The sequence below is a fragment of the Stenotrophomonas sp. GL_101 genome, assembly GCF_057835675.1.
This window is the reverse complement of sequence record NZ_CM174432.1, coordinates 2,891,049-2,913,650: the sequence shown is the minus strand read 5'-3', so window position 1 is coordinate 2,913,650 and position 22,602 is coordinate 2,891,049. Positions and strand designations below refer to the sequence as shown.

General features: G+C 67.7%; 20 protein-coding genes. 9 read left to right on the top strand and 11 right to left on the bottom strand.

Translation table 11 applies throughout. The features are described from left to right. The first annotated feature begins 42 nt into the window (after positions 1-42). From AC3IR9_RS12795 to AC3IR9_RS12785, 3 genes are all read left to right on the top strand, one after another. Positions 43-426: a VOC family protein gene (locus AC3IR9_RS12795; RefSeq protein ID WP_489291103.1), complete on the top strand. Its 384-nt coding sequence runs from the start codon at positions 43-45 to the stop codon at positions 424-426. Then, entirely contained in the window at positions 426-788 is a 363-nt protein-coding gene (locus tag AC3IR9_RS12790; RefSeq protein ID WP_489291102.1) for a hypothetical protein, read from the top strand. The genes AC3IR9_RS12795 and AC3IR9_RS12790 overlap by 1 nt, the downstream gene beginning before the upstream one ends. A gap of 63 nt (positions 789-851) precedes the next feature. After that, positions 852-1,286 carry a hypothetical protein gene (locus AC3IR9_RS12785; protein WP_489291101.1) on the top strand — a complete coding sequence of 145 codons (435 nt, stop codon included), beginning with the start codon at positions 852-854 and terminating at the stop codon, positions 1,284-1,286. A gap of 55 nt (positions 1,287-1,341) precedes the next feature. Here the strand turns inward: AC3IR9_RS12785 and AC3IR9_RS12780 are convergent, their stop codons facing one another. The 6 genes from AC3IR9_RS12780 to hutI all read right to left on the bottom strand — a co-directional run bounded on the left by AC3IR9_RS12780 (position 1,342) and on the right by hutI (position 10,538). After that, positions 1,342-3,456, bottom strand: a complete 2,115-nt coding sequence (locus tag AC3IR9_RS12780) for a TonB-dependent receptor family protein (RefSeq protein WP_489291100.1) — start codon at positions 3,454-3,456, stop codon at positions 1,342-1,344. 226 nt (positions 3,457-3,682) lie between these two features. Continuing rightward, positions 3,683-5,119 (bottom strand): serine hydrolase domain-containing protein, encoded by a 1,437-nt coding sequence (locus AC3IR9_RS12775; protein ID WP_489291099.1) that lies wholly within the window; start codon positions 5,117-5,119, stop codon positions 3,683-3,685. A 139-nt stretch (positions 5,120-5,258) separates the two neighbouring features. Beyond that, on the bottom strand, positions 5,259-6,926 hold the full coding sequence (gene hutU / locus AC3IR9_RS12770; protein ID WP_489291098.1) for a urocanate hydratase: 1,668 nt from the start codon (positions 6,924-6,926) through the stop codon (positions 5,259-5,261). Then, positions 6,923-7,777, bottom strand: a complete 855-nt coding sequence (gene hutG / locus AC3IR9_RS12765; protein WP_489291097.1) for an N-formylglutamate deformylase — start codon at positions 7,775-7,777, stop codon at positions 6,923-6,925. The genes hutU and hutG overlap by 4 nt, the downstream gene beginning before the upstream one ends. Continuing rightward, positions 7,774-9,315 (bottom strand): histidine ammonia-lyase, encoded by a 1,542-nt coding sequence (hutH, locus tag AC3IR9_RS12760; protein WP_489291096.1) that lies wholly within the window; start codon positions 9,313-9,315, stop codon positions 7,774-7,776. The genes hutG and hutH overlap by 4 nt, the downstream gene beginning before the upstream one ends. Before the next feature lie 23 nt (positions 9,316-9,338). Continuing rightward, positions 9,339-10,538 carry an imidazolonepropionase gene (gene hutI, locus AC3IR9_RS12755; RefSeq protein WP_489291095.1) on the bottom strand — a complete coding sequence of 400 codons (1,200 nt, stop codon included), beginning with the start codon at positions 10,536-10,538 and terminating at the stop codon, positions 9,339-9,341. Between the two features lie 63 nt (positions 10,539-10,601). Between hutI and AC3IR9_RS12750 the strand changes: the two genes are divergently transcribed. After that, positions 10,602-11,993, top strand: coding sequence for a formimidoylglutamate deiminase (locus AC3IR9_RS12750; protein WP_489291094.1), 1,392 nt, complete (start codon positions 10,602-10,604; stop codon positions 11,991-11,993). Positions 11,994-12,022: 29 nt separating this feature from the next. Beyond that, entirely contained in the window at positions 12,023-12,751 is a 729-nt protein-coding gene (gene hutC / locus AC3IR9_RS12745; RefSeq protein WP_489291093.1) for a histidine utilization transcriptional repressor HutC, read from the top strand. 63 nt (positions 12,752-12,814) lie between these two features. Here hutC and AC3IR9_RS12740 read toward each other — a convergent pair whose 3' ends face one another. The 3 genes from AC3IR9_RS12740 to AC3IR9_RS12730 all read right to left on the bottom strand — a co-directional run bounded on the left by AC3IR9_RS12740 (position 12,815) and on the right by AC3IR9_RS12730 (position 14,971). After that, entirely contained in the window at positions 12,815-13,819 is a 1,005-nt protein-coding gene (locus AC3IR9_RS12740) for a restriction endonuclease (RefSeq protein WP_489291092.1), read from the bottom strand. A gap of 276 nt (positions 13,820-14,095) precedes the next feature. After that, positions 14,096-14,596: a phasin family protein gene (locus AC3IR9_RS12735; protein ID WP_489291091.1), complete on the bottom strand. Its 501-nt coding sequence runs from the start codon at positions 14,594-14,596 to the stop codon at positions 14,096-14,098. Positions 14,597-14,695: 99 nt separating this feature from the next. Further along, on the bottom strand, positions 14,696-14,971 hold the full coding sequence (locus AC3IR9_RS12730; protein ID WP_489291090.1) for a polyhydroxyalkanoic acid system family protein: 276 nt from the start codon (positions 14,969-14,971) through the stop codon (positions 14,696-14,698). A 120-nt stretch (positions 14,972-15,091) separates the two neighbouring features. Between AC3IR9_RS12730 and AC3IR9_RS12725 the strand changes: the two genes are divergently transcribed. The 4 genes from AC3IR9_RS12725 to aroA all read left to right on the top strand — a co-directional run bounded on the left by AC3IR9_RS12725 (position 15,092) and on the right by aroA (position 19,856). After that, positions 15,092-15,892, top strand: a complete 801-nt coding sequence (locus AC3IR9_RS12725; RefSeq protein WP_489291089.1) for an FHA domain-containing protein — start codon at positions 15,092-15,094, stop codon at positions 15,890-15,892. Between the two features lie 207 nt (positions 15,893-16,099). Continuing rightward, complete coding sequence (serC, locus tag AC3IR9_RS12720) at positions 16,100-17,185, top strand: 3-phosphoserine/phosphohydroxythreonine transaminase (RefSeq protein ID WP_489291088.1); 1,086 nt, start codon at positions 16,100-16,102, stop codon at positions 17,183-17,185. 51 nt (positions 17,186-17,236) lie between these two features. Next, positions 17,237-18,427 (top strand): prephenate dehydratase, encoded by a 1,191-nt coding sequence (gene pheA / locus AC3IR9_RS12715; protein WP_489291087.1) that lies wholly within the window; start codon positions 17,237-17,239, stop codon positions 18,425-18,427. Positions 18,428-18,542: 115 nt separating this feature from the next. Next, positions 18,543-19,856 (top strand): 3-phosphoshikimate 1-carboxyvinyltransferase, encoded by a 1,314-nt coding sequence (gene aroA, locus AC3IR9_RS12710; protein WP_489291086.1) that lies wholly within the window; start codon positions 18,543-18,545, stop codon positions 19,854-19,856. Positions 19,857-19,916: 60 nt separating this feature from the next. Here aroA and AC3IR9_RS12705 read toward each other — a convergent pair whose 3' ends face one another. Continuing rightward, entirely contained in the window at positions 19,917-21,137 is a 1,221-nt protein-coding gene (locus AC3IR9_RS12705) for an ISL3 family transposase (protein WP_489291085.1), read from the bottom strand. A gap of 128 nt (positions 21,138-21,265) precedes the next feature. Beyond that, positions 21,266-22,500 (bottom strand): IS3 family transposase gene (locus AC3IR9_RS12700; RefSeq protein WP_489291031.1). Its coding sequence is split into 2 segments (ribosomal slippage): positions 21,266-22,149 and positions 22,149-22,500, totalling 1,236 coding nucleotides; the frame shifts between segments, so codons are not numbered across the junction. Positions 22,501-22,602: the final 102 nt, after the last annotated feature.

The window sequence follows — 22,602 nt, the reverse complement described above, 5'->3', positions numbered from 1 at the left end:
CCGGGCTACCATGCGCGACGCACTTGGCAAGGATGGCTTTCGATGCTGCATCACATTTCACTGGGCGTGCGCGACCTGGACGCCGCCGGGCGCTTCTATGACGCCGCGCTCGGCGCGTTGGGCTACCGCCGCGTGTTTGTCGACGACACCGCGATCGGTTACGGGCTGGTCGATGACCAGGACCTGCTGTGTCTGAAATTGCGCGATGACGCCACAGCGCCGGGGCCGGGTTTCCATCTGGCATTCACCGCGCACTCGCCCGATGCCGTCGCCGCGTTCCACCGCGCGGCAATGCAGGCGGGCGGACGCGACAACGGTGCCGCGGGTCTGCGCGAGGACTATGGCGACACCTATTACGCAGCGTTCGTGATCGACCCTGACGGCCACCGGCTGGAAGCGGTCACCCGCCAGGAAGCGAGCCACTGATGCCGGCATTGCCGCCACGTCCGGCCCGCGGTGGCGTGGGCTGGCTGCTGACCGGCCTGGCCAGCAGCGGGCTTACCGCCGTGCTGGTGACCGTGGTCGGCACCACGGCCGTGCCGCGCTTGATCGAGGCCTACCGGTCGTTCGGCGCCGATGTCGGGTGGGGCACCCGGTTGTACGCGAACACCTTTGCGCTGGTCTGGTTGCTGCCGGTGCTGGTGCTGGCCGCGTGGTGGTTCGCGCCCTCGCGCGTCGGCCCCCGGCTGGCAGCGTTGTTGGGCATGGGCTCGCTGGCGCTCGGTGCGATCTGCACGGTGTTCGCGCTGTACCTGCCGTATTTCCGGCTGGGCTCGATCATCGGCTGACCGCCCCGGCACTGCACGAACATGCGCCCCCTGCGTGATCGCGGGCGGTTTAGGATGGGCGGCATGGATATTCCCGACGACATCCACCAGCACGTACTCGGCCTGGCGCGCGCCATTGCCGACGCCTCCGGCCGGGGCGACACGCGTGCGCAATGGCAGTTGCACGGCGAGCTGCGTGAGTTCTGCCATGCCATGGCCGATGCCGGGCGCGACCATCCGTTCCTGTGGGAAACGCTGGCCGACTTCACCCGCGACGATGCCGTGGCGATCGGGCTGTACCAGCGCGCGTTGCAGCAGGTGCGCCAGCTGGGCACGCCCGAGGCGGAGGCGTCGATCTGCATGGAGCTGGCGCAACGCCATGTTGAACGGGGTGAGCCGGAAACCGCCTACGATTTCGCCCTGCGTGCCGACGAGGTGGCCCGGCACACCGACGACCTGGAACTGCGGCGGCGGGTGAGCCAGTTCCTGCTGGATCATGCCGCCCAGCCGCCCGGTTGACGCCGAGCCATGGGGCGGCGTCCTCCGACGCCAAGGGTGTCCGGCCGATCTGCCCTCAGTCGAACCGCCAGCGTAGACCGGCATACACGCCGCGTCCTTCGCCCGGCGTCGAGCGCGCTACATCCTTGCCGGCATCGTCGTAGCCGGGGGTGACGGTGGCCGCATAGTGGCGGTCGCCGATATTGCGCAGTTCCGCCCACGCCTGCCAGCGCCCACCGGGGGCGTCGAAGCCGATCCGGCTGCCGACGATGGCATGGCTGTCGGCGCTGACACTGTTGGCGTAATCGACGAACATCGTCGACGCGTACTCGGTGTTCACTGCTGCGTAGAAACCCGTGGGATGGTCGTAGCGCAGTTCGGCCTGGTAGTAGTGGCGCGGCAGGCCGGGCAGGCGGTTGCTGCCGAACAGCGCGTCGTGGCGATAACGGAAATCACTGAAGGTGTACGCCTGGCGCAGCGACAGCCGCCCGTCGCGGCCTTGCCACAACGTGCTGTCCAGACCCGCTTCAATGCCGCGATGCACGGTCGGGCTGGCGTTGTTCTCGGCCACGAACAGATTCGGCACCGGCTGGACTTCCACGGTGAGCAGTTCGTGCAGCACGCGGGCGTAGTAGCCGGTCAGCTCCCAGTGGCCCAGCACGCTGTCACCGCGCGCGCCGAGTTCCAGCGTGGTGGCGGTCTGGTTGTCCAGGTTCACCGGGGCACGCTGGCGGCCGGTCGAGGCACCGTTGCCGGCGCCGAAGTACTTGTTCGAGCCCCAGATCATCGACCACGGATGTGCCGGCTCCACCGAACGGCTCAGGTTGCCGAACCACTGCAACTGCGGCGTCTGCTGCCAGGTGAAGCCCAGTCGCGGGGCGTAGTCCCACCCGGTGTTCTTCAGGCGCTCCGGCGTGGCCGGCCAGGTCACCTGCACGTCGCGGCGGGTGTTGACCAGGGCCAGGCCGGACTGCAGGTGCAGGGTATCGCTCAGTGCCAGGTCGTTGCCCAGGTGCAGTGTGCTGTCGGTGCCGTGGTGGGAGAAATCACGGGTGTGGGTGCCGGCGGCGTAGCCGTTGTTGGGCAGGCGCAGGGTTTCGCGCACATCGGCGTCCAGGTCATGGGTGACGCGCAGGCCGAGCGTGGTCACGCTGTCGCGCCCGAACAGCATGTGGCGGTGGCGGTAGTCCAGCGTGGCGTTGAGGTTGCTGTAGTCCAGCTGCTGGCGGTACAGGCTTTCGTTCAAGTCCATCGGGTAGTGGTGGTACACCAGCCCGGCCTGCAGCGAGGACGCTGCGTCGATCTGCCAGGTGGTCATGTTGCCGATGAAGGTGCTGCCCGGCTGCGGGCGGCGCGCATCGATGGCAAGGTTGGCCGGATTGGCCGCGCGCGGGTCGTTGCGGATCTGGTCGCCGGTCAGGCGCCCAGGGGTTTGGTGATCGGTCTGGCGATAGCGCACGAAGAAGCGGGTTTCCAGCTGCGGGGTGATCTGCCAGCCCACGTTGGCCATCGCGCCCTTGCCATCGCTGCGGGCGTGGTACTGATAACCGTCCGATTCGGTATCGGTGTAGGCCAGGTAGTAATCGACATCGCCCGACACGCCGCCGTAGCCGATGCTGCGCTTCTGGTAACCGCGGCTGCCGGCCTCGTACTGCAGTTCCAGCCCGGCCGAATCACGCCCACGGCGGCTGACGTAGTTGATCGCCCCGCCCAGTGCCAGTGCGCCGCGCTCGAAGCCGTTGGCCCCGCGCAGTACCTCCACGCGGCTCAGCCACATCGGCTCCAGCAATTCGTACGGCGTGCCGCCCGCGCCGGTCAACGGCAGGCCATCCAGCGACACCGCAATGCCCGACGCATGCGCGCCCGGGCCACGATTGATGCCCGAGCCACGGATCGAGACTTTCGTTCCTTCGTTACCGGGCGACTGCGCACTGATGCCGGGCTGGTAGGCCAGCACATCGGCGCTGCTGGACAGGCGGCGGTCGGCCTGGGCCAGGTCGATCACGTTGCCGGCACCGGGCACGCGCTTGAGCGCGGTGCGCGCCTGTTCGGTCTCGCTGGCGGCGGTGACGTTGATGGCGTCGAGGGTAGTGGCCTGGGGGGCAGCGTGGGCGGTGGCCGACACAGCGGCGGCTACGGCAACAGCGCAGGCGGAGGAAAGCAGGGTGGGGCGATTGGAGGTAGTGGACATGCGTACGGAGCGACAGGAAAGGAATCACGCGTCAGCCGCCGGGAAGGGCTGTAAACCACGCGATGGCCGCGAAAGTTAACAGGTTGCGGCCGTGGCGTCACCCCGTGGCTCTCCGCTTCACTTCAGCCGTGACACGCAGGGAAGCGGCGGCAGCCTGGAACCGCTCGCCTGCTGTGCGGGTGCAGGGCTGCCCTTTCCTGGTGATGAGCCGGGCATCGGCCCGGCGCTACACCCCTGGCTTTGCGAGCGCGCGTGACCTGGCATACAACGTCTCGGCAATGTCCTTCTCGCCCAGCGCTGCATGGCATTCGGCCAGGCTGTCCCAGACGTTGGCGGAGTCTGGATACAACGTGGTGTTGAGGGTGAACACCTTCAACGCTGCGCGTGCGCCCAGGTTCTCGTGAATGGCATAGCCCGCGGCGTTGATCGCCCGCTCCCGTTCATTGCCTGGGATCCCGCTGTGCTGGCCCAGCCAGATGCGCAATGCGTTTTCGCCACCGTCATCGCCGTCCAGGGCATACCCGATCAGTCGTTCAGATAGCACCGCGTGGGGGAATTCCACCGGTGCGGCCAGGGCCATCGTGCTGTCCACCAGTGTGCTCGACCAGGCGTTGTTGGCGCTGCCGTTGGTGAAGTACACGAACACCCAGTAGCCGTCGGCCAGGGTGTTCTTGTAGCTCAGGCGCGCGCGGACACGGGTGCCGCCGTCGTGCCCGACGTGGGTGTAGCCATCGCTGCGGACGGTATCCCAGCCGGTGGAGAAGAAATTGCTGCCACCGTCGGCCAGCATTCGTGGCTGCCACAGTGCTTCCAGCGTTTCAGGCCGCACCAGCCTGCCGGTGGCGATGGCCTGCAGGAAGCGATTCATGTCGCCCACGGTGGTCTGCAGGTCGGCGTGGCCCCCGCCGTAACTGGGCCACGGTTCTTCGTTGGCCGGTTGCAGCTGGCCCTGTTTGCCGATGTACGTCGTGGCTGCGCGGTCCAGCGGCACGCCCGAACGTCCGAGCCAGGTGCTGTGCATTTTCAGCGGTTGTAGGATGCGCTCGCGGGCGATGGCCGGATAGGGTTTGCCGTAGTGCGCTTCCAACAGGGCGCTGAGCACCAGGTAGTTGGTCTGGGTGTAGAGGACACGGCTGCCCGGCGCGAACTGGATCGGCACCGCACCAGCCACCGCCAACGCCGCATCGAGGGTTGGCGCCAGCCCACGGTAGCCGTTGCTGACCCACTGCCCGTTCTGCTTGCTGTAGTACTCGGCCACGCCCGAACTGTGGTTGAGGAAATCGCGCACATGGATCGCCTGCCACGTTGCTGGCAGGTGCGGCACGTAGCGGCTGGCGGGTGCATCGAGGTCCACATTGCCTTGTTCCACCAACTGCATCACCAGCGTGCTGGTCAGCAGTTTGGCCATCGACTGGGCGGCGAACACACTGTCGACCGTCGCTGGCGCATGGGTTGCCAGATCGCGTTCGCCGCTGGCGCCCTGATAGAGCACCTTACCGTTGTGCGCGACCAGCACGGCCTGGCCGGCGACGCCGTAGCGTTCGCGATTGGCCTGCAGCTGGGCGTCCAGCTGCGTTGGCAGGGAGCCATCGGTGTCCCGCGCCGATGCAGCTGGGGCGAGAGAGAAGGCGCAGAGCAGTGCAGCGGCAAGCGTGCGGTACATCCGGTGATCCTTCAGCGGCGTTGCCGCATCTTGGTCACGGGGCCATACCAGGTCAAGCCACACAGGGCGTAGGCGCCGGACGATGCCAGGCGCACCAGCTACCCGGTAGGTCCCGACCGTTGGTCGGGACGTTTCTCCGTCAGCGCAGAATCCCCGGCAGATCCAGCCCCTTCTCCTTCGCACAGTCCAGCGCGATCTCATACCCGGCATCGGCATGTCGCATCACACCCGTGGCCGGGTCGTTCCACAACACGCGCGCGATCCGCTTGGCAGCCGCGTCGGTGCCGTCGCAGACGATCACCATGCCGGCATGCTGCGAGAATCCCATGCCCACACCGCCGCCGTGGTGCAGCGACACCCACGTGGCACCGCTGGCGGTGTTGAGCAACGCGTTGAGCAGCGGCCAGTCGGACACCGCATCGGAGCCATCGCGCATGGCCTCGGTTTCGCGGTTCGGCGAGGCCACGCTGCCGCTGTCCAGGTGGTCGCGGCCGATCACCACCGGCGCCTTGAGCTCGCCGTTGGCCACCATCTCGTTGAACGCCAGGCCCAGCCGGTCACGGTCGCCCAGGCCCACCCAGCAGATACGCGCGGGCAGTCCCTGGAACTTGATCTTCTCGGCGGCCATGTCCAGCCAGCGGTGCAGGTGTGGGTTGTCCGGGATCAGTTCCTTGACCTTGGCATCGGTCTTGGCGATGTCTTCCGGGTCGCCACTGAGTGCGACCCAACGGAACGGGCCGATGCCGCGGCAGAACAGCGGGCGGATGTAGGCGGGCACGAAGCCGGGGAAGTCGAACGCGTTGGCCACGCCTTCTTCCAGCGCCATCTGGCGCAGGTTGTTGCCGTAGTCCACGGTCGGCACGCCGAGCGCGTGGAACGCCAGCATGGCGCGGATGTGGTTGGCCATCGAGTCGCGCGCGGCCGCTTCCACTTCCTTCGGTGCGGAGACGCGCCTGTCATCCCACTGTTCCACCGTCCAGCCCTGCGGCAGGTAGCCGTTGACCGGGTCGTGCGCGGAGGTCTGGTCGGTCAGCAGGTCCGGCTTGACCCCGCGCAACAGCAGTTCGTCCAGCACGTCGGCGACATTGCCGAGCAGGCCCACCGACAGCGGCTGCTTCTTCGTGCAGGATTCCTCGATCAGGCGCAGCGCCTCATCCAGGTTGTCGGTCCAGGTGTCCAGGTAGCCGGTGCGCAGGCGCATCTCGATGCTGCTTTTGCGGCATTCCACCGCCAGGCACGAGGCGCCGGCCATCACTGCGGCCAGCGGCTGCGCGCCGCCCATGCCGCCCAACCCGCCGGTGAACAACCACTTGCCGGCCAGGCTGCCGTTGTAATGCTGGCGGCCCATCTCCACGAAGGTCTCGTAGGTGCCCTGCACGATGCCCTGCGCGCCGATGTAGATCCAGCTGCCGGCGGTCATCTGGCCGTACATCGCCAGGCCCTTCTTATCCAGCTCGTTGAAGTGGTCCCAGTTGGCCCAGCGCGGCACCAGGTTGGAATTGGCGATCAGCACGCGCGGTGCGTCGGCATGCGTGCGAAACACGCCGACCGGCTTGCCCGACTGCACCAGCAACGTCTGGTCATCGTCCAGGCGGGTGAGCGCTTCCACGATGGCATCGAAGCTTTCCCAGTCGCGCGCGGCACGGCCGATGCCGCCGTATACCACCAGTTCTTGCGGGCGCTCGGCGACGTCCGGGTGCAGGTTGTTCATCAGCATGCGCAGCGGCGCTTCGGTCAGCCAGCTCTTGGCGGTGAGCGTGGTGCCGGTCGGCGCGATGATGGTGCGGGACGGGTCGTTGCGGGTCATGCGGCGCTCCGGTTGCTGGCGAATTCAAGGCAGGCGTTGAGCACCTGCGCCAGGGTGTGGCGCAGCGGTGCGGCGTGGTCGGGGTCGAGCGGGGTGGGCCAGCTGTGTTCGTCCACCTGGTCCGGGGCCGGTTCGTGCATGTAGCCACGGCAGGCCAGTTCCATCTGCAGGCTGTGCACGCCACCGGGGATGTCGCTGTAGTGGCGGGTGATCCAGCCCCCTTTGAAGCGGCCGTTGCGCACATGGCTCATGCCGCTGATCCGCAGCAGGTTGTCCACCACGTCACTGAGCGTGTTGTCGCACGAGGTATCCACCGCGCCCGACGGGCCGGCGGTGCCCAGGTTGAACTGCGGCAGCTGCCCGTCGAACAGGTGCGGGATCTGCGAGCGGATCGAGTGCGCGTCATACACCACCACGGTGCCGTGGCGCTGGCGCAGGCGCGCGATCTGCGTGCTCAACGCGTCGTGGTACGGCGCGAAATAGGTGTCGCGGCGGCGCGCGATTTCGGCCGCGTCCGGCGCGCGGCCGGGGTGGTACAGCGGCTGGTTGTCGAAGCTGGTCAGCGGGCACAGGCCGGTGGTGTTCTGGCCCGGGTACAGCGACACCCCGCTGGGGTCGCGGTTGAGATCGATCACCGAGCGCGAGATCGCCGAGCGCACCAACGTGGCGCCCATGCCGCGGGCGAAGTCGTACAACTCATGCACCCACCAGTCGGCATCGCGGCGTGCCAGCCACGGCGAGACGAAATCCCCGGCCAGTTCCTCGGGCAGCTCGCTGCCGGTATGCGGAAAGCTGACGATCAGCGGCGCATCGCCTTCATGCACCTGCAGCCACTCCGGGTGCGCGCTCATGCCAGCGGCTCCACCTGCGGCAGCACGTCGGCCAGGCCTTCGGCCAGCGCGCCGCTGCGCACCAGCGTGGTGGCCGCCAGCATGTCCGGGTGGAAGTAGCGGTCGTCCTGCAGCGTGGGCACCTGCGTGCGCAGGCGGGCGCGTACCGCTTCGAGCGCATCGCTGGAGCGCAGGCCGTTGTGGAAGTCGCAGCCCTGGGCAGCGGCCAGCAGCTCGATGCCGACCACGTTGGCCGCGTTCTCGGCCATCTGCAGCAGGCGGCGCGCGCCATGCGCGGCCATCGACACGTGGTCTTCCTGGTTGGCCGAGGTCGGGATCGAATCGACGCTAGCCGGGTAGGCGCGCTGTTTGTTTTCCGAGACCAGCGCGGCGGCGGTCACCTGCGGGATCATGAAGCCCGAGTTCAAGCCCGGCTTCGGGGTCAGGAAGGCCGGCAGGCCCGACAGCGCCGGGTCGACCAGCATCGCGGTGCGGCGTTCGCTGATCGAGCCGATTTCGCAGATCGCCATGGCCAGCATGTCCGCGGCGAAGGCCACCGGTTCGGCGTGGAAGTTGCCGCCGCTCAGTGCCTCGTTGGTGTCGGTGAACACCAGCGGGTTGTCGGACACGCCGTTGGCTTCGATCGCCAGCGTGGTGGCGGCCTGGCGCATCACATCGAACGCCGCGCCCATCACCTGCGGCTGGCAGCGCAGGCAGTACGGGTCCTGCACGCGGACGTCGTTGTCGCGGTGCGATTCGCGGATGGCCGAGCCCTGCATCAGCGTGCGCAGCGTGGCGGCGGTGGCGATCTGCCCGCGCTGGCCACGGATGCTATGGATGCGCGGGTCGAACGGCGTGTCCGAGCCTTTGGCCGCCTCCACCGACAACGCGCCGGTGACCAGCGCGGCATGGAACACGGTGGTGATCGCAAACAGCCCGGCCAGTGCATACGCGGTGGAATACTGGGTGCCGTTGAGCAGCGCCAGGCCTTCCTTGGCGCCCAGCACCAACGGCGTCAGCCCCAGCGTGGACAGGGCCTCGGCGGCCGGCAGTCGCTGCCCGCCGACGTACGCTTCGCCCACGCCGATCATCACGCTGGCCAGGTGCGAAAGCGGGGCCAGGTCGCCCGATGCGCCGACCGAACCCTGGCAGGGAATCACCGGCACGATGTCGTGCTGCAGGAACGCCTCCAGCAGCGCCAGCGTTTCCGGGCGGATGCCCGAGGCGCCCTGGGCCAGGCTGGCCAGCTTCAGCGCCATCATCAGCCGCACCACCGGGGCCGGCATCGGCTCACCCACGCCGGCGGCATGCGACAGCACGATATTGCGCTGCAGGGTGGCCAGGTCGTCGCGCTCGATGCGCACGCTGGCCAGCTTGCCAAAGCCGGTGTTGATGCCATACACCGGCTCGCCCTTGGCCACGATGTCGGCCACGGTCTGCGCACTGCGCAGCACGGCCGCGGCCGAGGCCGGGTCCAGGCGCACGCGGGCGCCATCGAAGATCGCGCGCCATTGGGCAAGCGTCACTGCGCCGGGGTGCAGGGTCAGGGTCGTACTCATGGAAGCTCCAGACATCACAAAGTTCACAGGGAGATGCCGCGCATCACGCGCGCGTGCAGGGGATTGAAGCCCATGCGGTACACCAGGTCGGCAGGTGCCTGGATGTCCCACAGGGCCAGATTGCAGTCCAGCCCGACCGCCAGCCGGCCGATCCGGTCGTGGCGGCCCAGCGCACGCGCCGCTTCAACGGTGAAGCCGGCAATGCACTCGTCCACAGTCATGCGGAACAGGGTGGCGGCCATGTTCATCGCCAGCAGCGGGCTGGTCAGTGGCGAGGTGCCGGGGTTCGAGTCGGTGGCCAGGGCCAGCGGCACGCCGGCCGCGCGCAGGGCGGCGATCGGGGGCAGGGTGGTGTCGCGGGTAAAGTAGAAGGCGCCGGGCAACAGCACGGCTACGGTGCCGGCGGCGCGCATCGCGGCGATGCCTTCGGCGTCCAGGTGTTCGATATGGTCGGCCGACAGCGCGCCATGGCGGGCGGCCAGCGCCGCACCGTGCTGGTTGCTGAGCTGCTCGGCGTGGATCTTGATCGCCAGCCCGTGGCGCTGCGCGGCCATGAAAACCTGCTCGGCCTGCGCGGCGCTGAAGGCGATGTTCTCGCAGAACACGTCCACCGCTTCGGCCAGGCCCTGCGCGGCCACCGCAGGAATCATCACGTTGCAGACCTCGTCGATGTACTCCTGGGCCTCGCGCCCCGGCGGAATCGCATGCGCGCCGAGGAAGGTCGGCACGATCTCGACCGCGCGCAGGCGGCCCAGTTCGCGCGCCACGCGCAGTTGCTTGGTTTCATCCTCCAGGCGCAGGCCGTAGCCGGATTTGATCTCGACGGTGGTGATGCCTTCGGCCAGCATCGCGTCCAGCCGCGGCAGGCTGGCGGCGATCAGCTCGTCCTCGCTGGCCGCGCGGGTGGCGCGCACGGTGGAGACGATGCCGCCGCCGGCGCGCGCGATGTCGGCGTAGCTCACGCCCTGCAGGCGCTGCTCGAACTCCCCGGCACGGTTGCCGGCGTAGACCAGGTGGGTGTGGCAGTCGACCAGCCCGGGGCTGATCCAGCGCCCTGCGCAGTCGATGCGCCGGGCCGGTTGCAGGTGCGCGTCCGACCCGGCCGGGCCGACATGCACGATGCGGCCGTCGGTGGCGGCAATCACACCATCGACGATCACGCCCAGGCCGGGACCATCGACGGTGATCAGGTGGGCGTGGTACCAGAGGGTGTCAACGTGCATGGCAGCAACCACATCGGCTTATATGTCTATACAATATAGGTGCCACTTCCGGGATGTCCAGTGATGCCAGCCAACCCCGCCGCCGCGCTCCATCCGCCGCTCGTTTTCCATGCCGCCCAGGCATTGCTGCCGCAGGGCTGGGCCCGCGATGTGCGGCTCGTCTGCGCGGGCGGCACGCTGGCCGAGGTCAGCGCCGGGGTGCCCGCGCAGGCCGGTGACACCGCCCTGGCCATCGCGCTGCCGGGGCTGGGCAACCTGCACAGCCATGCGTTCCAGCGTGGCATGGCGGGCCTGACCGAGATTGGCGGCAACCGCGGCGACAGCTTCTGGAGCTGGCGCGAGCTGATGTACCGCTTCCTGGCCCACCTGCAACCGGAGGCGGTGCAGGCAATTGCCGAACAGGCGTATGTGGAGATGCTGGAGGCCGGCTTCACCCGCGTCGGTGAGTTCCATTACCTGCATCACGCCGCCGATGGCGTGGCGTATGCCAACCGCGCTGAAATGGCCGAGCGCATTGCCGCCGCCGCGCAGGCCAGTGGGATTGGCCTGACCCTGCTGCCGGTGTTCTATGCGCACGCCGATTTCGGCGGTGCCGCGCCCAATCCGGCACAGCGCCGCTTGATCCACGACCTCGACGGTTTCGCCGCGCTGCTGCAGGGCTGCACGCGCGCGCTGCGCGGTCTGGATGATGCGGTACTGGGGATCGCCCCGCACAGCCTGCGCGCGGTGACCGGCGAGGAACTGCGCGCGCTGCTGCCGCTCACCGAGGGGCCGGTGCACATCCACATCGCCGAACAGACCCGCGAGGTGGACGCCTGCCTGGCGTGGAGCGGCCAGCGGCCGGTGCAGTGGCTGTATGAGAACGTGGCGGTGGACCAGCGCTGGTGCCTGGTGCATGCCACCCACGTGGATGACGCCGAGGTGCAGCGCATCCTGGCCAGCCGCGCGGTGGTCGGGTTGTGCCCGATCACCGAAGCCAACCTGGGCGACGGGCTGTTCCCGATGCAGGCCTTCGCCCGCGGCGGTGGCCGCTTCGGGGTCGGGTCGGATTCCAACGTGCTGATCGATGCGGCCGAAGAGCTGCGCCTGCTCGAATATGGCCAGCGGCTGCAGCTGCGCGGGCGCAACGTGCTGGCGCCCGGCGATGGCCAGTCGAGCGGCCGCTGGCTGTTCGAGCAGGCCCTGGCCGGTGCCGGCCAGGCGCTGGGCGTGGCCAGTGGCCTGCAGGTGGGGGCGCCGGCGGACGTGGTCGAGCTGGATCCGAGCCACCCGGCCCTGGTCGCCCGCGACGGCGACGCCTTGCTTGACAGCTGGGTGTTCGCCGCACGTAATGGCGCGGTGCGTTCGGTGTGGCGCCACGGTCGCCAACTGGTCCGCGAGGGCCGCCACCTGCAGCGTGATGCGGTGGCGGCACGCTTCGCGGGTGCATTGCGTACGTTGTTGTCGGCCGGCTGAGTGCCGGCCGCATCCTTCAGGATTCCCGAGTGACGGGCAAGAAAGCAGAAACCCTCAACCAGCGCATCCGCGCCGAGCTGGAAAGCCGCATCCTCAGTGGTGAGTGGCCACCGGGCTTCCGTATTCCATACGAGCACGAGCTGATGGAGCAGTACGGCTGCTCGCGGATGACCGTGAACAAGGTGCTGACCGCGCTGGCCGAGAGCGGCATGATCGAGCGCCGCCGCCGCGCCGGTTCGTTCGTGGCGCGGCAGCCGCCGCACCTGGAGCAGGTGGCGCTGGAAATCCCCGATATCGCCATGGCGGTGGGCGCGCGCGGCCACGTGTATGGCTACCAGTTGCTGGAACGCGCCTACCGGCGTCCCGATGCCGATGTTGACGAGGAGGTGGCGTTGTCCGGCGTTGAGAAACTGCTGGCGATCCGCTGCCTGCATCGCGCCGATGGACGTCCCTTCGCGTTGGAACACCGGCTGATCAGCCCCGTGGGCGTGCCGGAGGTGCTGGCGGTGGATTTCCAGACCACCGCGCCGGGCAGCTGGCTGCTGCAGAACGTGTCGTGGACGCGTGCCCAGCACCGCATCAGCGCCTGGGGGGCCGACGAGGCCGCCGCCGCGCTGCTGGAGGTCAAGCCGGGGACGGCCTGCCTGGTGATCGACCGCCTCACCTGGCGCGGCGAGCAGCCCATCACCTGCGTGCGGCAGATGTTCCTGGGCGATGCCTGGGACCTGGTGGCACGCTTCTCGCCGGGCGCGCGCTGAGCGCATCGGCGCTGCGCCGGGTGCCGGCCGCGATCGCCCCGGCTGGCACGCTGGCGTAAGCGGTCAGAGCGTGGCGCACTGGCGCCAGCGCACCGGCTCGGCCATGCCCGGGCGCGGATTGAGCTGGATGCGCACGGTGCGCAGGGCTGGGTAGCGCTTCACCTCGGTGCAGATCTGCGGCCAGATCGCGTCGATCTCCTCGCTGCGGTTGACCGACAAGGTCTGCCGGGTCAACCAGAACGCACTGACCACCCCGGGTTGGGTGGCCAGGGTGCGGGTGAGTTCCTTCTGGTAACGCGCCAGCGTGACGGGGTCCGGGTCGGCATCGGTGCCGAGCACGCTGGGGTGGGTGTCGGCGGGCGCGGGCGTAGGCGCGGTATCGGCGGTGGCAGTGGGCGTGCCGGGCGCCGCCGCGGCAGCGTCCGGGCGCACGGACGGCGTTGTCACGCCTGCGGCCGCTGGTGCGTGCTCCAGCCGTGAGGTCAGGTAGCCCATGCCGACCAGCAGGCCCAGGGTGAGCGAGCCGAGCGCGGCGATGGTTGTCCGCCGGATCGCTTCGTGGCGGGCGGCATTGTGGATCTGCGCTTCCATGTCGCCGGGCAGGTAAGGCTTGAGCATCGGCCACAGCAGGTGCCCGTCGAGCACTTCCACGCCCTGTTTTTCAGCGGCCACGCGGCCATCGCGCTCGACCCTGCCTTCGGTGATCAGGATGCCGCCCCGGGCGCCGGCCAGCCGCGCCGCGGCGCCCAGCTCGTTCACCGCCGCCGTGCCGATCCGGTAGGCGCGGCCGTGCTTGCACGACACCAGCCAGCGGTGCGGCTCGCCCTGCATCAGGAAATCGCTGCGCGGCTCGCGGCTGTCCTCCGCTTCGCCGGCCAGGTCCTGCAGGCCGCGCTGTTCGCGCATGGCGCGCCGGACAATCTCGGAAAAGTCGCGCCAGTGCATGCCGGCCAGGGCGTTGAGCCCCAGTTGGGTCTCCTTGCGGCGGCGCTTGACCAGCCAGAACCAGGCAGCACAGAGCGACCAGACGATGAGGGCCAACAGTAAAGCCAGAATCCAGGAGAACATGAGGCGCTAGGAGAGAAACGCGGAGGTGCGCCCGACAGTTTATATGCGCTCAGTGCCGTCTGTGGCGCCTCGGGACCGGTAGGGTCGCGGCCCGCGCGCGCGGCTGGTGACGAGCGTCTCACTTTCGTTGCCGCAGACACGAAAAACCCGCCAATCCTAAGCCGTGAGGGGAGGGAACAAACGGCGCGGGAAGCGATTGGCGGGTCGGTTCTGATTGTCAACAAAGTTGTGCTGCTTTGCAACAATCGAGGGCAAGGCGGGGCGTGCCGGGGGCGCTCAGGCCCCGCCGGGCGACTGGTGGGTGCCCGGCGCCGGGTCGGCATTGGGCGAGGCATTGCGGGCCTCGGCGCGGTTGACCCGGGCGTTGAGCGCATCGATGCGCGCATTGAGCGCGGCCACGTCCTCGGCGGAGGGGATGTGCAGGCGCTTAAGCACGCCCTGGACACGGTCGTCGAAGGCTTTTTCCACCTTGTCCCACGTGCCTGAGGCTTTCTCGCGCGCCTCGCCGAGCTGTTCCTCGACGTTGTCGCGCCAGCGCGGCGTATCGCCGGCCTGCTCGCGGTTGCGTGCGTCGATGGTCTCGCCTTCCTTGACCAGCGTGTCGAAGACGCGGCTGCCCTCGGCCTGGGCGCGGCCAAACGCACCCAGCCCGGCCAGCCATACCTGCTGGGCCGACCCGCTGAGCCGCTTCGAGAAGCGCTCGGCCTGTTCCTGCAGCGAGGGCTTGTCGTCGGGGCTGCGGGTATCGCGGTCGTCGAAGTCGTCGTGTGCGGTCATGGGGCAATCCTGTGGGTGGACACCCCGATGCTAATCAGCGTTGGCGTTGTGCGGCGTGAGGGCCGCCGCGTCCGGCCAAGCGGCGTTCAGCTGCCGCCATTACCCGAGCTTTTCCTGCAGCACGCGCTGGATCTCGCTTTCGACCATGCCCTTCATTGCCGACAGCAGGAAGCCCAGTGTGGCGGTGACCCGCACCTGGCCCGGTTCCAGTGCAATCGCACCGTCCACGCCGGAGCCGTTGAAGTTGAGCACGTCGCCGACCCAGCTGCTCTGCAGGCCGAAGCGTTCGGACAGCTTGGCGGCCACCTCTTCAATGGCCTGGCGCGCGCCGTCGGCGGGCAGGGTATGTGCGTGGCGGATATCGATGCTGGACATGGAAGCTCCTGGCGGAAGGCAGCGGGGAAAGGGCGAGCATTGTGCGCATCCTCTGCGACAACTCCAAGGTCTGCGTCACATTTCTTCTGCGATGACGTCCAACCTGCTAGTCTGCGCCGCGTGCAAGATCTGCTAGTTCACTTCACCAATCGCCAACACCCCGACCAGCCGCTGCGGCCCGGGGTGCAGCGTATCGTGCGGCATGCGTCGGGCAGTGTCCGGCTCGGCGACGCGGCCGTGGGCACTTTGTTGCTTGCGCAGTTCTGCCTGGACGACCGCGGTTTGTGGTTGCAGGTGGCCACCGGGATCCGCGGCATGCACGTCAACGGACGCCCGGTGCGACGGATGGCGCTGCTGCGCGCCGGCGATGCGGTCTACGCCGACGGCGTGGAGATGCTGATCCAGGGCGAGTGCGAGGCCCTGGAGCAGGCACCTGCGCGCAGCGACGAGGGCAGGGACGACCAGCGCCTGCTGCGTGCGGTGGGGGGGCAGCACCATGGGCGCAGCTTCATCCTGGACCGCCCGCGGATGATCGGCCGTGGTGCCGATGCCGATATCGTGATCGACGACCCGGCCTTCGCCGAGCAGCACGCCCGCCTTGAACGGCATGGCGAGCGCCTGCTGCTGCGCGACCTGGGCGCGGGCGAATCGACCCGGGTCAACGGCGTGGCGGTTCGCCATTGCTGGCTGCAACCGGGTGACCAGCTGGTGTTCGATACCCAGCACCGCTTCGTGCTGGAAGTCCCGCACGATGGGCGCAAGCGGATCATCAGCGAGGACGAGGACGACCTGCTCGACCTGCCCACCTCCACCGATGTCCCGGCCCAGCCGCGACGGGTCAACCGCTGGCCCTGGCTGCTGGCCAGCGCCCTGTTGCTGGCCGCCGCGATCAGCGGCCTGCTGTGGTTCGGGGCCAGGTAATCTGCGTTTCCCGGTAAGTCACGACCGTTGGTCGTGACGCGCGCGACCCATCCGCCGGCACGGAACCGGGATGCCCGGCCATGGACCACCACCGGCTCAGCGCGCATCTCCGCGATAGATTCGGATGCAACCAAATTCGCCTTGTCCTGCAAGGCCTAAAGCCTGGTGCGCTGCGGCATACTAGGGGTCTTGCCCTATAGGTGTGACATGACGCGCGCGTTCAACTTCAGTGCCGGCCCTGCAACCCTGCCGGAATCGGTCCTGCGCCAGGCGCAGGAAGAGATGTTGGAATGGAATGGCGCAGGCGCCTCCATTGTCGAAATGAGCCACCGTGGGCCGGAGTTCATGGCCGTGGCTGCCCAGGCCGACGCCGACCTGCGCCGCCTGATCGGCATTCCCGATGACTACGCCGTGCTGTTCCTGGCCGGGGGTGCCACCACCCAGCAGGCCTTGCTCGCGCTCAATTTCGCCCAGCCGGGGCAGACCGTCGACTACGTGCTCACCGGGCACTGGGGCAAGACGGCGATCAAGCAGGTCAAGCCCTACGTCAACGTCAACATCGCCGCCAGCAGCGAAGCCAACGGCTTCCACGACATCCCCGCGCGCGACAGCTGGCAGTTGTCCAACGATGCGGCCTACGTGCACATCACCGCCAACGAAACCATCCACGGCGTCGAATTCCGCGACACCCCGGAGGTGGGCAACGTACCGCTGTTTGCCGATTTCAGCTCGTCCATCGCCAGCGAACCGCTGGATGTCAGCAAGTACGGGCTGATCTACGCCGGCGCGCAGAAGAACCTCGGGCCGGTCGGGGTCTCGGTGCTGATCGTGCGCCGCGACCTGCTCGAGCGCAGCGGCCAGCCGCGCGCGGACATCTTCGATTACCGCTCACACGTTACCCGCGACTCCATGCTCAACACCCCGCCGACCTGGAACTGGTACCTGGCCGGGTTGGTGTTCCAGTGGATGCTGGCCGAGGGCGGTGTCGCCGAGTTCGCCCGGCGCAACGCGGCCAAGTCGGCGCGGGTGTACGCGGCCATCGACCAGTCCGGCGGCTTCTACCGCAATGACGTGGTGGCCTCGGCACGCTCGCGCATGAACATCCCGTTCTTCCTGGCCGACGAGACGCTCAACGCGCGCTTCGTCAGTGAATCCAAGGCGGCCGGCCTGCTGGCGCTGAAGGGTCACGCCGCGGTCGGCGGCATCCGTGCCTCGCTGTACAACGCCATGCCGGTGGAGGGCGCCGAGGCGCTGGCCGCCTTCATGGCTGATTTCCAGCAACGCCACGGCTGAGTTTTTTCGTTTTTACCGGGGCCTCGCGCCCCACTGCAATTGGAACCCCAGATGGCCACCAAACCTGCCAAGCCCAAGGCCAGTGCTGCCAAGCCCGCCAAGCCCGCCAAGGCCGTAAAACCTGCCAAGGCCGCGCCCGCCAAGGCCGTGCCGGCTACCGCTGCGCCGGTGCTGTCGGACGTGCGCGCCAAGATCGACCACATCGACCGCAGCATCCAGGCGTTGATCGCCGAGCGCGCCAACTTCGCCCACCAGGTCGGCAAGGCCAAGGGCAAGCTCGCCGCGGCCGTGGACTACTACCGTCCCGAGCGCGAGGCGCAGGTGCTGCGCATGGTGGTGGACCGCAACGAAGGCCCGCTCAGCGATGAAGTGCTGGTGCATGTCTACCGCGAAATCATGTCGGCCTGCCTGGCCCAGCAGGAGCCGCTGAAGATTGGCTACCTCGGCCCGGAAGGCACCTTCAGCCAGCAGGCCGTGCTCAAGCACTTCGGCCGCTCGGCGTTGGGCCTGCCGCTGGCCAGCATCGAAGAAGTGTTCCAGGAAGTGGAAGCGGGCAACGCCGATTTCGGCGTGGTGCCGGTGGAAAATTCCGGGCAGGGCACCATCCAGATCACCCTGGACATGTTCCTCACCTCCAACCTGAAGATCTGCGGCGAAGTGGAACTGCGCGTGCAGCAGTACCTGATGTCGCGCAGTGGCCGGTTGGAGGATGTCGAACGCGTCTACGGCCACCCGCAGTCATTCATGCAGACCTCCTCGTGGCTGCGTGCGCACCTGCCCAAGGCCGAGAAGATCCCGGTGTCCAGCAACGCCGAAGGCGCGCGCCGTGCGCGCAATGCCGACGACGCGGCGGCCATCGGCGGCGAGAGTGCAGGGCACGTGTACGGCCTGAAGAAAGTGGTCACCAAGCCGATCCAGAACGATGCCGACAACACCACCCGCTTCCTGGTGGTGGGCCGCAACATCTTCCCGACCTCTGGCCACGACCGCACCTCGGTGCTGGTGTTCATCCATGACAAGCCCGGCGCGCTGTTCGACGTGCTCAGCCCGTTCGCGCGGCATGGCATCAGCATGAACCGCATCGAGTCGCGGCCCTCGCACAACGCCAAGTGGGAATACGGCTTCTTCATCGACCTGGCCGGCCACGTCGAAGACGAAGCGATGCAGGCCGCACTGGCCGAGCTGGAAGCCCATTCGGCGCAGATCAAGATCCTCGGCTCCTATCCGGTGGCCGTGCCCTGATTGTCCGCGTCGCCGCGCGCCGCGCGCGACGCACCGGCCTGGCGCCGTTCCCGGCGCCACGGCTTCCTCCGCATTGCCTGGCGCGTCCGCGCGCTGCCGCCACACAGGATCAATGATGACCGCTACGCCGTACTGGATCGCCCACAAGGGCCAACCCCTGCAGGGCAGCCTGACCATTCCCGGTGACAAATCCGTTTCGCACCGCTCGGTGATGTTCGCCGCGCTGGCCGATGGCGTGTCGCACATCGACGGCTTCCTGGAAGGCGAAGACACCCGCGCCACCGCCGCGATCTTTTCGCAGATGGGCGTGCGCATCGACACGCCGTCGCCATCGCAGCGCGTGGTCCACGGTGTGGGCGTGGATGGCCTGAAGGCCCCGGCCGCGGCACTGGACTGCGGCAATGCCGGCACCGGCATGCGCCTGCTGGCCGGGCTGTTGGCTGCCCAGCCGTTCGACAGCGTGATGGTGGGCGATGAATCGCTCTCACGCCGCCCGATGCGCCGCGTCACCGGCCCGCTGGCGCTGATGGGCGCGAAGATCGACACCGAGGCCGACGGCACCCCGCCGCTGCGCGTACACGGCGGGCAAAAACTGCACGGCATCGATTTCGCCTCGCCGGTGGCCAGTGCGCAGGTCAAATCCGCGGTGCTGCTGGCCGGCCTGTATGCCGAGGGCGACACCTCCGTGCGCGAGCCGCACCCCACGCGCGACTACAGCGAGCGCATGCTGCGCGCGTTTGGCGTGGACATCGAATTTTCGCCGGGCCAGGCCCGCCTGCGGGGTGGCCAGCGCCTGCGCGCCACCGACATCGTGGTGCCGGCCGATTTCTCCTCGGCCGCCTTCTTCCTGGTCGCCGCCAGTGTCATTCCCGGCTCGGCCCTGCGCCTGCGCGCGGTGGGCCTCAACCCGCGCCGCACCGGCCTGCTGGCCGCGCTGCGGCTGATGGGCGCGGACATCCGTGAAGAAAATCACGCCGAGCAGGGCGGCGAAGCCGTGGCCGACCTGGTGGTGCGTCATGCGCCGCTGCACGGCGCGGAGATTCCCGAAGCGCTGGTGCCGGACATGATCGACGAATTCCCGGCGTTGTTCGTCGCCGCCGCGGCCGCGCAAGGCGCCACCGTGGTGCGCGGCGCGGCCGAACTGCGGGTCAAGGAATCGGACCGGCTTGCCGCCATGGCCACCGGCCTGCGCACGCTGGGCGTGCAGGTGGACGAAACCGAGGACGGTGCCACCATCCACGGCGGTGCCGTGCTGGGCAGCGGCACCATCGAAAGCCACGGCGACCATCGCATCGCCATGGCCTTCGCCATTGCCGGCCAGCTGAGCGGCGGCGAAGTGCGGGTGAACGACATCGCCAACGTCGCCACCTCGTTCCCGGATTTCGACGGCCTGGCCACCGGCGCCGGATTCGGCCTGCGCCAGGGTTGATTGAACGCGGCTACGGCCGGGCGCTCGCATCGATGGTCCTGTACGTGCACAAAAAAAGGTTCATCGCGGAATACCGGGGAACGCTGCACGGATTTTCAGGAAGAAGTACTCCTGATCCCGATAGCCGTAGGCCCGGCGTTTGATGACCTTGATGGTGTTGTTGATGCCTTCGACGATGCTGGTATTGAGGCGGTGTCGGCAACGCGACACGATCCCATGCAGATAGGCTTTGAGCCGTTGTGCAAACAGCGCCAAGGCGGCGATTCCGCTGCGCTGGGCCTGCTCCAGCCACTGGTTCCAAGCCTTCCTGGCCCATCCGGGATGGCGGTAAAACCACAGTCGCTTGAGCTCATCACGCATCAGATAGGTGGTGAGGAGCGGTTGATTTGCTTCCAGCAGCTCATCCAGCCGCACCGTCTGATGCCGGTCCAGGTTGCTGCGATTGCGCAGTAGCAGCCATCGGCTGGATTTGATGACACGGCGCGCAGGCTTGTCGTGCCGGAGCTTGTTGGCCTGGTCCACGCGAACCCGGTCGATCACTTCGCGACCGTACTTGGCCACCACATGGAACAAGTCGAAGACGATCTCGGCATTGGGACAGTTGGCCCGGATCTCCACTTCATAGGCCGTCGTCATGTCGATCGCCACGGCGCGCAATTGCTCGGAAACGCCCGGGGGAAGCTGCTCAAAAAAGGCACGCGCCGTATCGCGGGAGCGCCCGTTGCCCAGCCAAAGTACCTGGCGACTGATCGGATCCACCACGACCGTTGCATAGCGGTGACCCTTGTGCAGCGCAAATTCGTCCATCGCCAGGTAGTGGATCTGGCTCCAGTCCGGGGCTTGGACAGACTCACGCAACAAGGCTTTATCCAGTGCCTTGACCGTATGCCAGCCCAACTGGAAAAAGCGTGCCACGGCCAGGATATTGCTGGATACCAGCAACTGGCTGACCGCTTCGGCCAGCCGGTCAGTGACCCGCTGGTAGCGGCCAAGCCAGCTCAACTTCTCCAGGCGCGGCCCAGCGCACTGGGGGCACCAGACGCGCCGTCGCGGCACCACCAGCGCAACGCGCAATGCCATCAGGGGCAGATCGCGTACCCGGCGCACCGTCGTCTCGTGCACTTGCCGGCATCGGCTCCCGCAGTGCTCGCAATGCATCGTGCGGGCCGTGGGTTTGAGGTAGATAGTGACGGTCCGGCTGTCGCCTTCCGGCCAGGCGATCCGCTCCACCCGGTAGCCTTCCCAGCCACCCAGCCTCTCAATCGTCTTCCGATCCAGCATGACCTGACCCCTGAGGCCCTGATTTCAGGCTTCAAGGGTAACGGGAGCCGGCAAAAGCTCCACGCTATTCCGCGATGATGACCCGTCCTGCCATAGGTTGACACCTGTGGCGGATGATCTGGCCGCCGTCAGGCGGCCAGAGACGCCCGATGCACCGCATCGGGCGTTTGCATTTTAAGCGACAGGTGCGGCCGCTCGGCGTTATAGATCCCCACCGACTCGGCGACCATCTGGCGTGCCTGCAGCAGGTCCCGGGGCCGGTGCAGCAGGAACTCGCCCTTCAATATCCCATTTACCCGTTCGGCCAGCGCATTCTGGTAGCAGTCGTAGCCATCGGTCATCGAGCAGGTCACCCCATGCCTGGCGTGGATCTTCTGGTAGTAGTCCGAGCAGTACTGGATGCCCCGGTCGGAGTGATGGATCAGCTGCTGCCGCGTTTTTCGTTCCTTCAGCGCCATCTGCAGTGCTTGGGCGACCTGTTCGGTCTGCAGGGTGTCGTGCACGCTCCAGCCCACGATCCTGCGCGACCACACATCGGTAATCAGGCTCAGGTATACAAATTTCCCCTGCGTGGGCAGGTAGGTAATGTCGGCTACCCAGACCTGCTCACTGCCGGTCGGTACCACGCGCCCTTCGCCGGGCTTGAGAAGATTGGGGTGCCGCCGGAAGCGGTGATGGCTGTCGGTCGTCTTGTGGTACGCCCGCCGCATGGGGACCAGCAGCCGGGCATCACGAAGGACGCCAAACAGACGGTCGCGCCCCATTGCCACTCCCGATGCTTGAAGCGTCGGTCCAATCAGATGATGCAGCTTGCGCGTGCCGATGCGCGGCTGGCGCGCTCGATAGCCACCTACCAGCGCGAGCGCCCGAGCACCGTCGGCCAGTTGCCGCTGCTGACGATGGCCTGCCTGATAGTACGCTTGGCGACTGATACCAAAATGGCGGCAAGCCCTTGCCACGCTTACGCCTTGGAGGCGCCTTTGCGTGAGGACTTGCCGGAAGGCTTTTTTACGATGCGCACCCCGTAGTCTTCCTTGAGCACATCCACGATGGCCTCGAAAAGCTGCGCCTTCTCGGTCGCCTCCCGCAGCTGAACCTGCAGGACTTTGATCTGTTGTTCCGGTGTCAGCGGCTTGGCCGTTCCGGACTTGGGAGCTGTGGTCATGGGGGCAGATGATGCCCCACCTGACCAGTCTTGCCGACCATGTCGCCGAAGCCACGACAGCACGGTGCTCCGTCCTTGGATTCCGTAGCGCTCCTGGGCCTGCTTGTAGGTCAGCTCCCCACGCTCGACCTGGTCCACCACCGACAACTTGAAGGCCAGCGAGTAATCCCGCTGGCTGCGCCTGATTGTTGAATTCATTGAACATTCCTCTTCCTGTGGGAAAAGGTGTCAACTCAATTCAGGACGGGTCAGAACCCAAAAAAAGGGAGGCCACTGGCCTCCCTTTTTGCTACCTCAACG

What these genes read in the sequence shown, in the direction of transcription:
- hutU (WP_489291098.1), bottom strand. Translation starts at nt 6,926, where the DNA reads ATGACCCGCAACGACCCGTCCCGCACCATCATCGCGCCGACCGGCACC.
- aroA (WP_489291086.1), top strand. Translation starts at nt 18,543, where the DNA reads ATGACCGCTACGCCGTACTGGATCGCCCACAAGGGCCAACCCCTGCAG.
- AC3IR9_RS12780 (WP_489291100.1), bottom strand. Translation starts at nt 3,456, where the DNA reads ATGTCCACTACCTCCAATCGCCCCACCCTGCTTTCCTCCGCCTGCGCT.
- hutG (WP_489291097.1), bottom strand. Translation starts at nt 7,777, where the DNA reads ATGAGCGCGCACCCGGAGTGGCTGCAGGTGCATGAAGGCGATGCGCCG.
- pheA (WP_489291087.1), top strand. Translation starts at nt 17,237, where the DNA reads ATGGCCACCAAACCTGCCAAGCCCAAGGCCAGTGCTGCCAAGCCCGCC.
- AC3IR9_RS12790 (WP_489291102.1), top strand. Translation starts at nt 426, where the DNA reads ATGCCGGCATTGCCGCCACGTCCGGCCCGCGGTGGCGTGGGCTGGCTG.
- AC3IR9_RS12740 (WP_489291092.1), bottom strand. Translation starts at nt 13,819, where the DNA reads ATGTTCTCCTGGATTCTGGCTTTACTGTTGGCCCTCATCGTCTGGTCG.
- AC3IR9_RS12730 (WP_489291090.1), bottom strand. Translation starts at nt 14,971, where the DNA reads ATGTCCAGCATCGATATCCGCCACGCACATACCCTGCCCGCCGACGGC.
- AC3IR9_RS12735 (WP_489291091.1), bottom strand. Translation starts at nt 14,596, where the DNA reads ATGACCGCACACGACGACTTCGACGACCGCGATACCCGCAGCCCCGAC.
- AC3IR9_RS12705 (WP_489291085.1), bottom strand. Translation starts at nt 21,137, where the DNA reads ATGCTGGATCGGAAGACGATTGAGAGGCTGGGTGGCTGGGAAGGCTAC.
- AC3IR9_RS12795 (WP_489291103.1), top strand. Translation starts at nt 43, where the DNA reads ATGCTGCATCACATTTCACTGGGCGTGCGCGACCTGGACGCCGCCGGG.
- AC3IR9_RS12750 (WP_489291094.1), top strand. Translation starts at nt 10,602, where the DNA reads ATGCCAGCCAACCCCGCCGCCGCGCTCCATCCGCCGCTCGTTTTCCAT.
- serC (WP_489291088.1), top strand. Translation starts at nt 16,100, where the DNA reads ATGACGCGCGCGTTCAACTTCAGTGCCGGCCCTGCAACCCTGCCGGAA.
- hutI (WP_489291095.1), bottom strand. Translation starts at nt 10,538, where the DNA reads ATGCACGTTGACACCCTCTGGTACCACGCCCACCTGATCACCGTCGAT.
- AC3IR9_RS12775 (WP_489291099.1), bottom strand. Translation starts at nt 5,119, where the DNA reads ATGTACCGCACGCTTGCCGCTGCACTGCTCTGCGCCTTCTCTCTCGCC.
- hutH (WP_489291096.1), bottom strand. Translation starts at nt 9,315, where the DNA reads ATGAGTACGACCCTGACCCTGCACCCCGGCGCAGTGACGCTTGCCCAA.
- AC3IR9_RS12785 (WP_489291101.1), top strand. Translation starts at nt 852, where the DNA reads ATGGATATTCCCGACGACATCCACCAGCACGTACTCGGCCTGGCGCGC.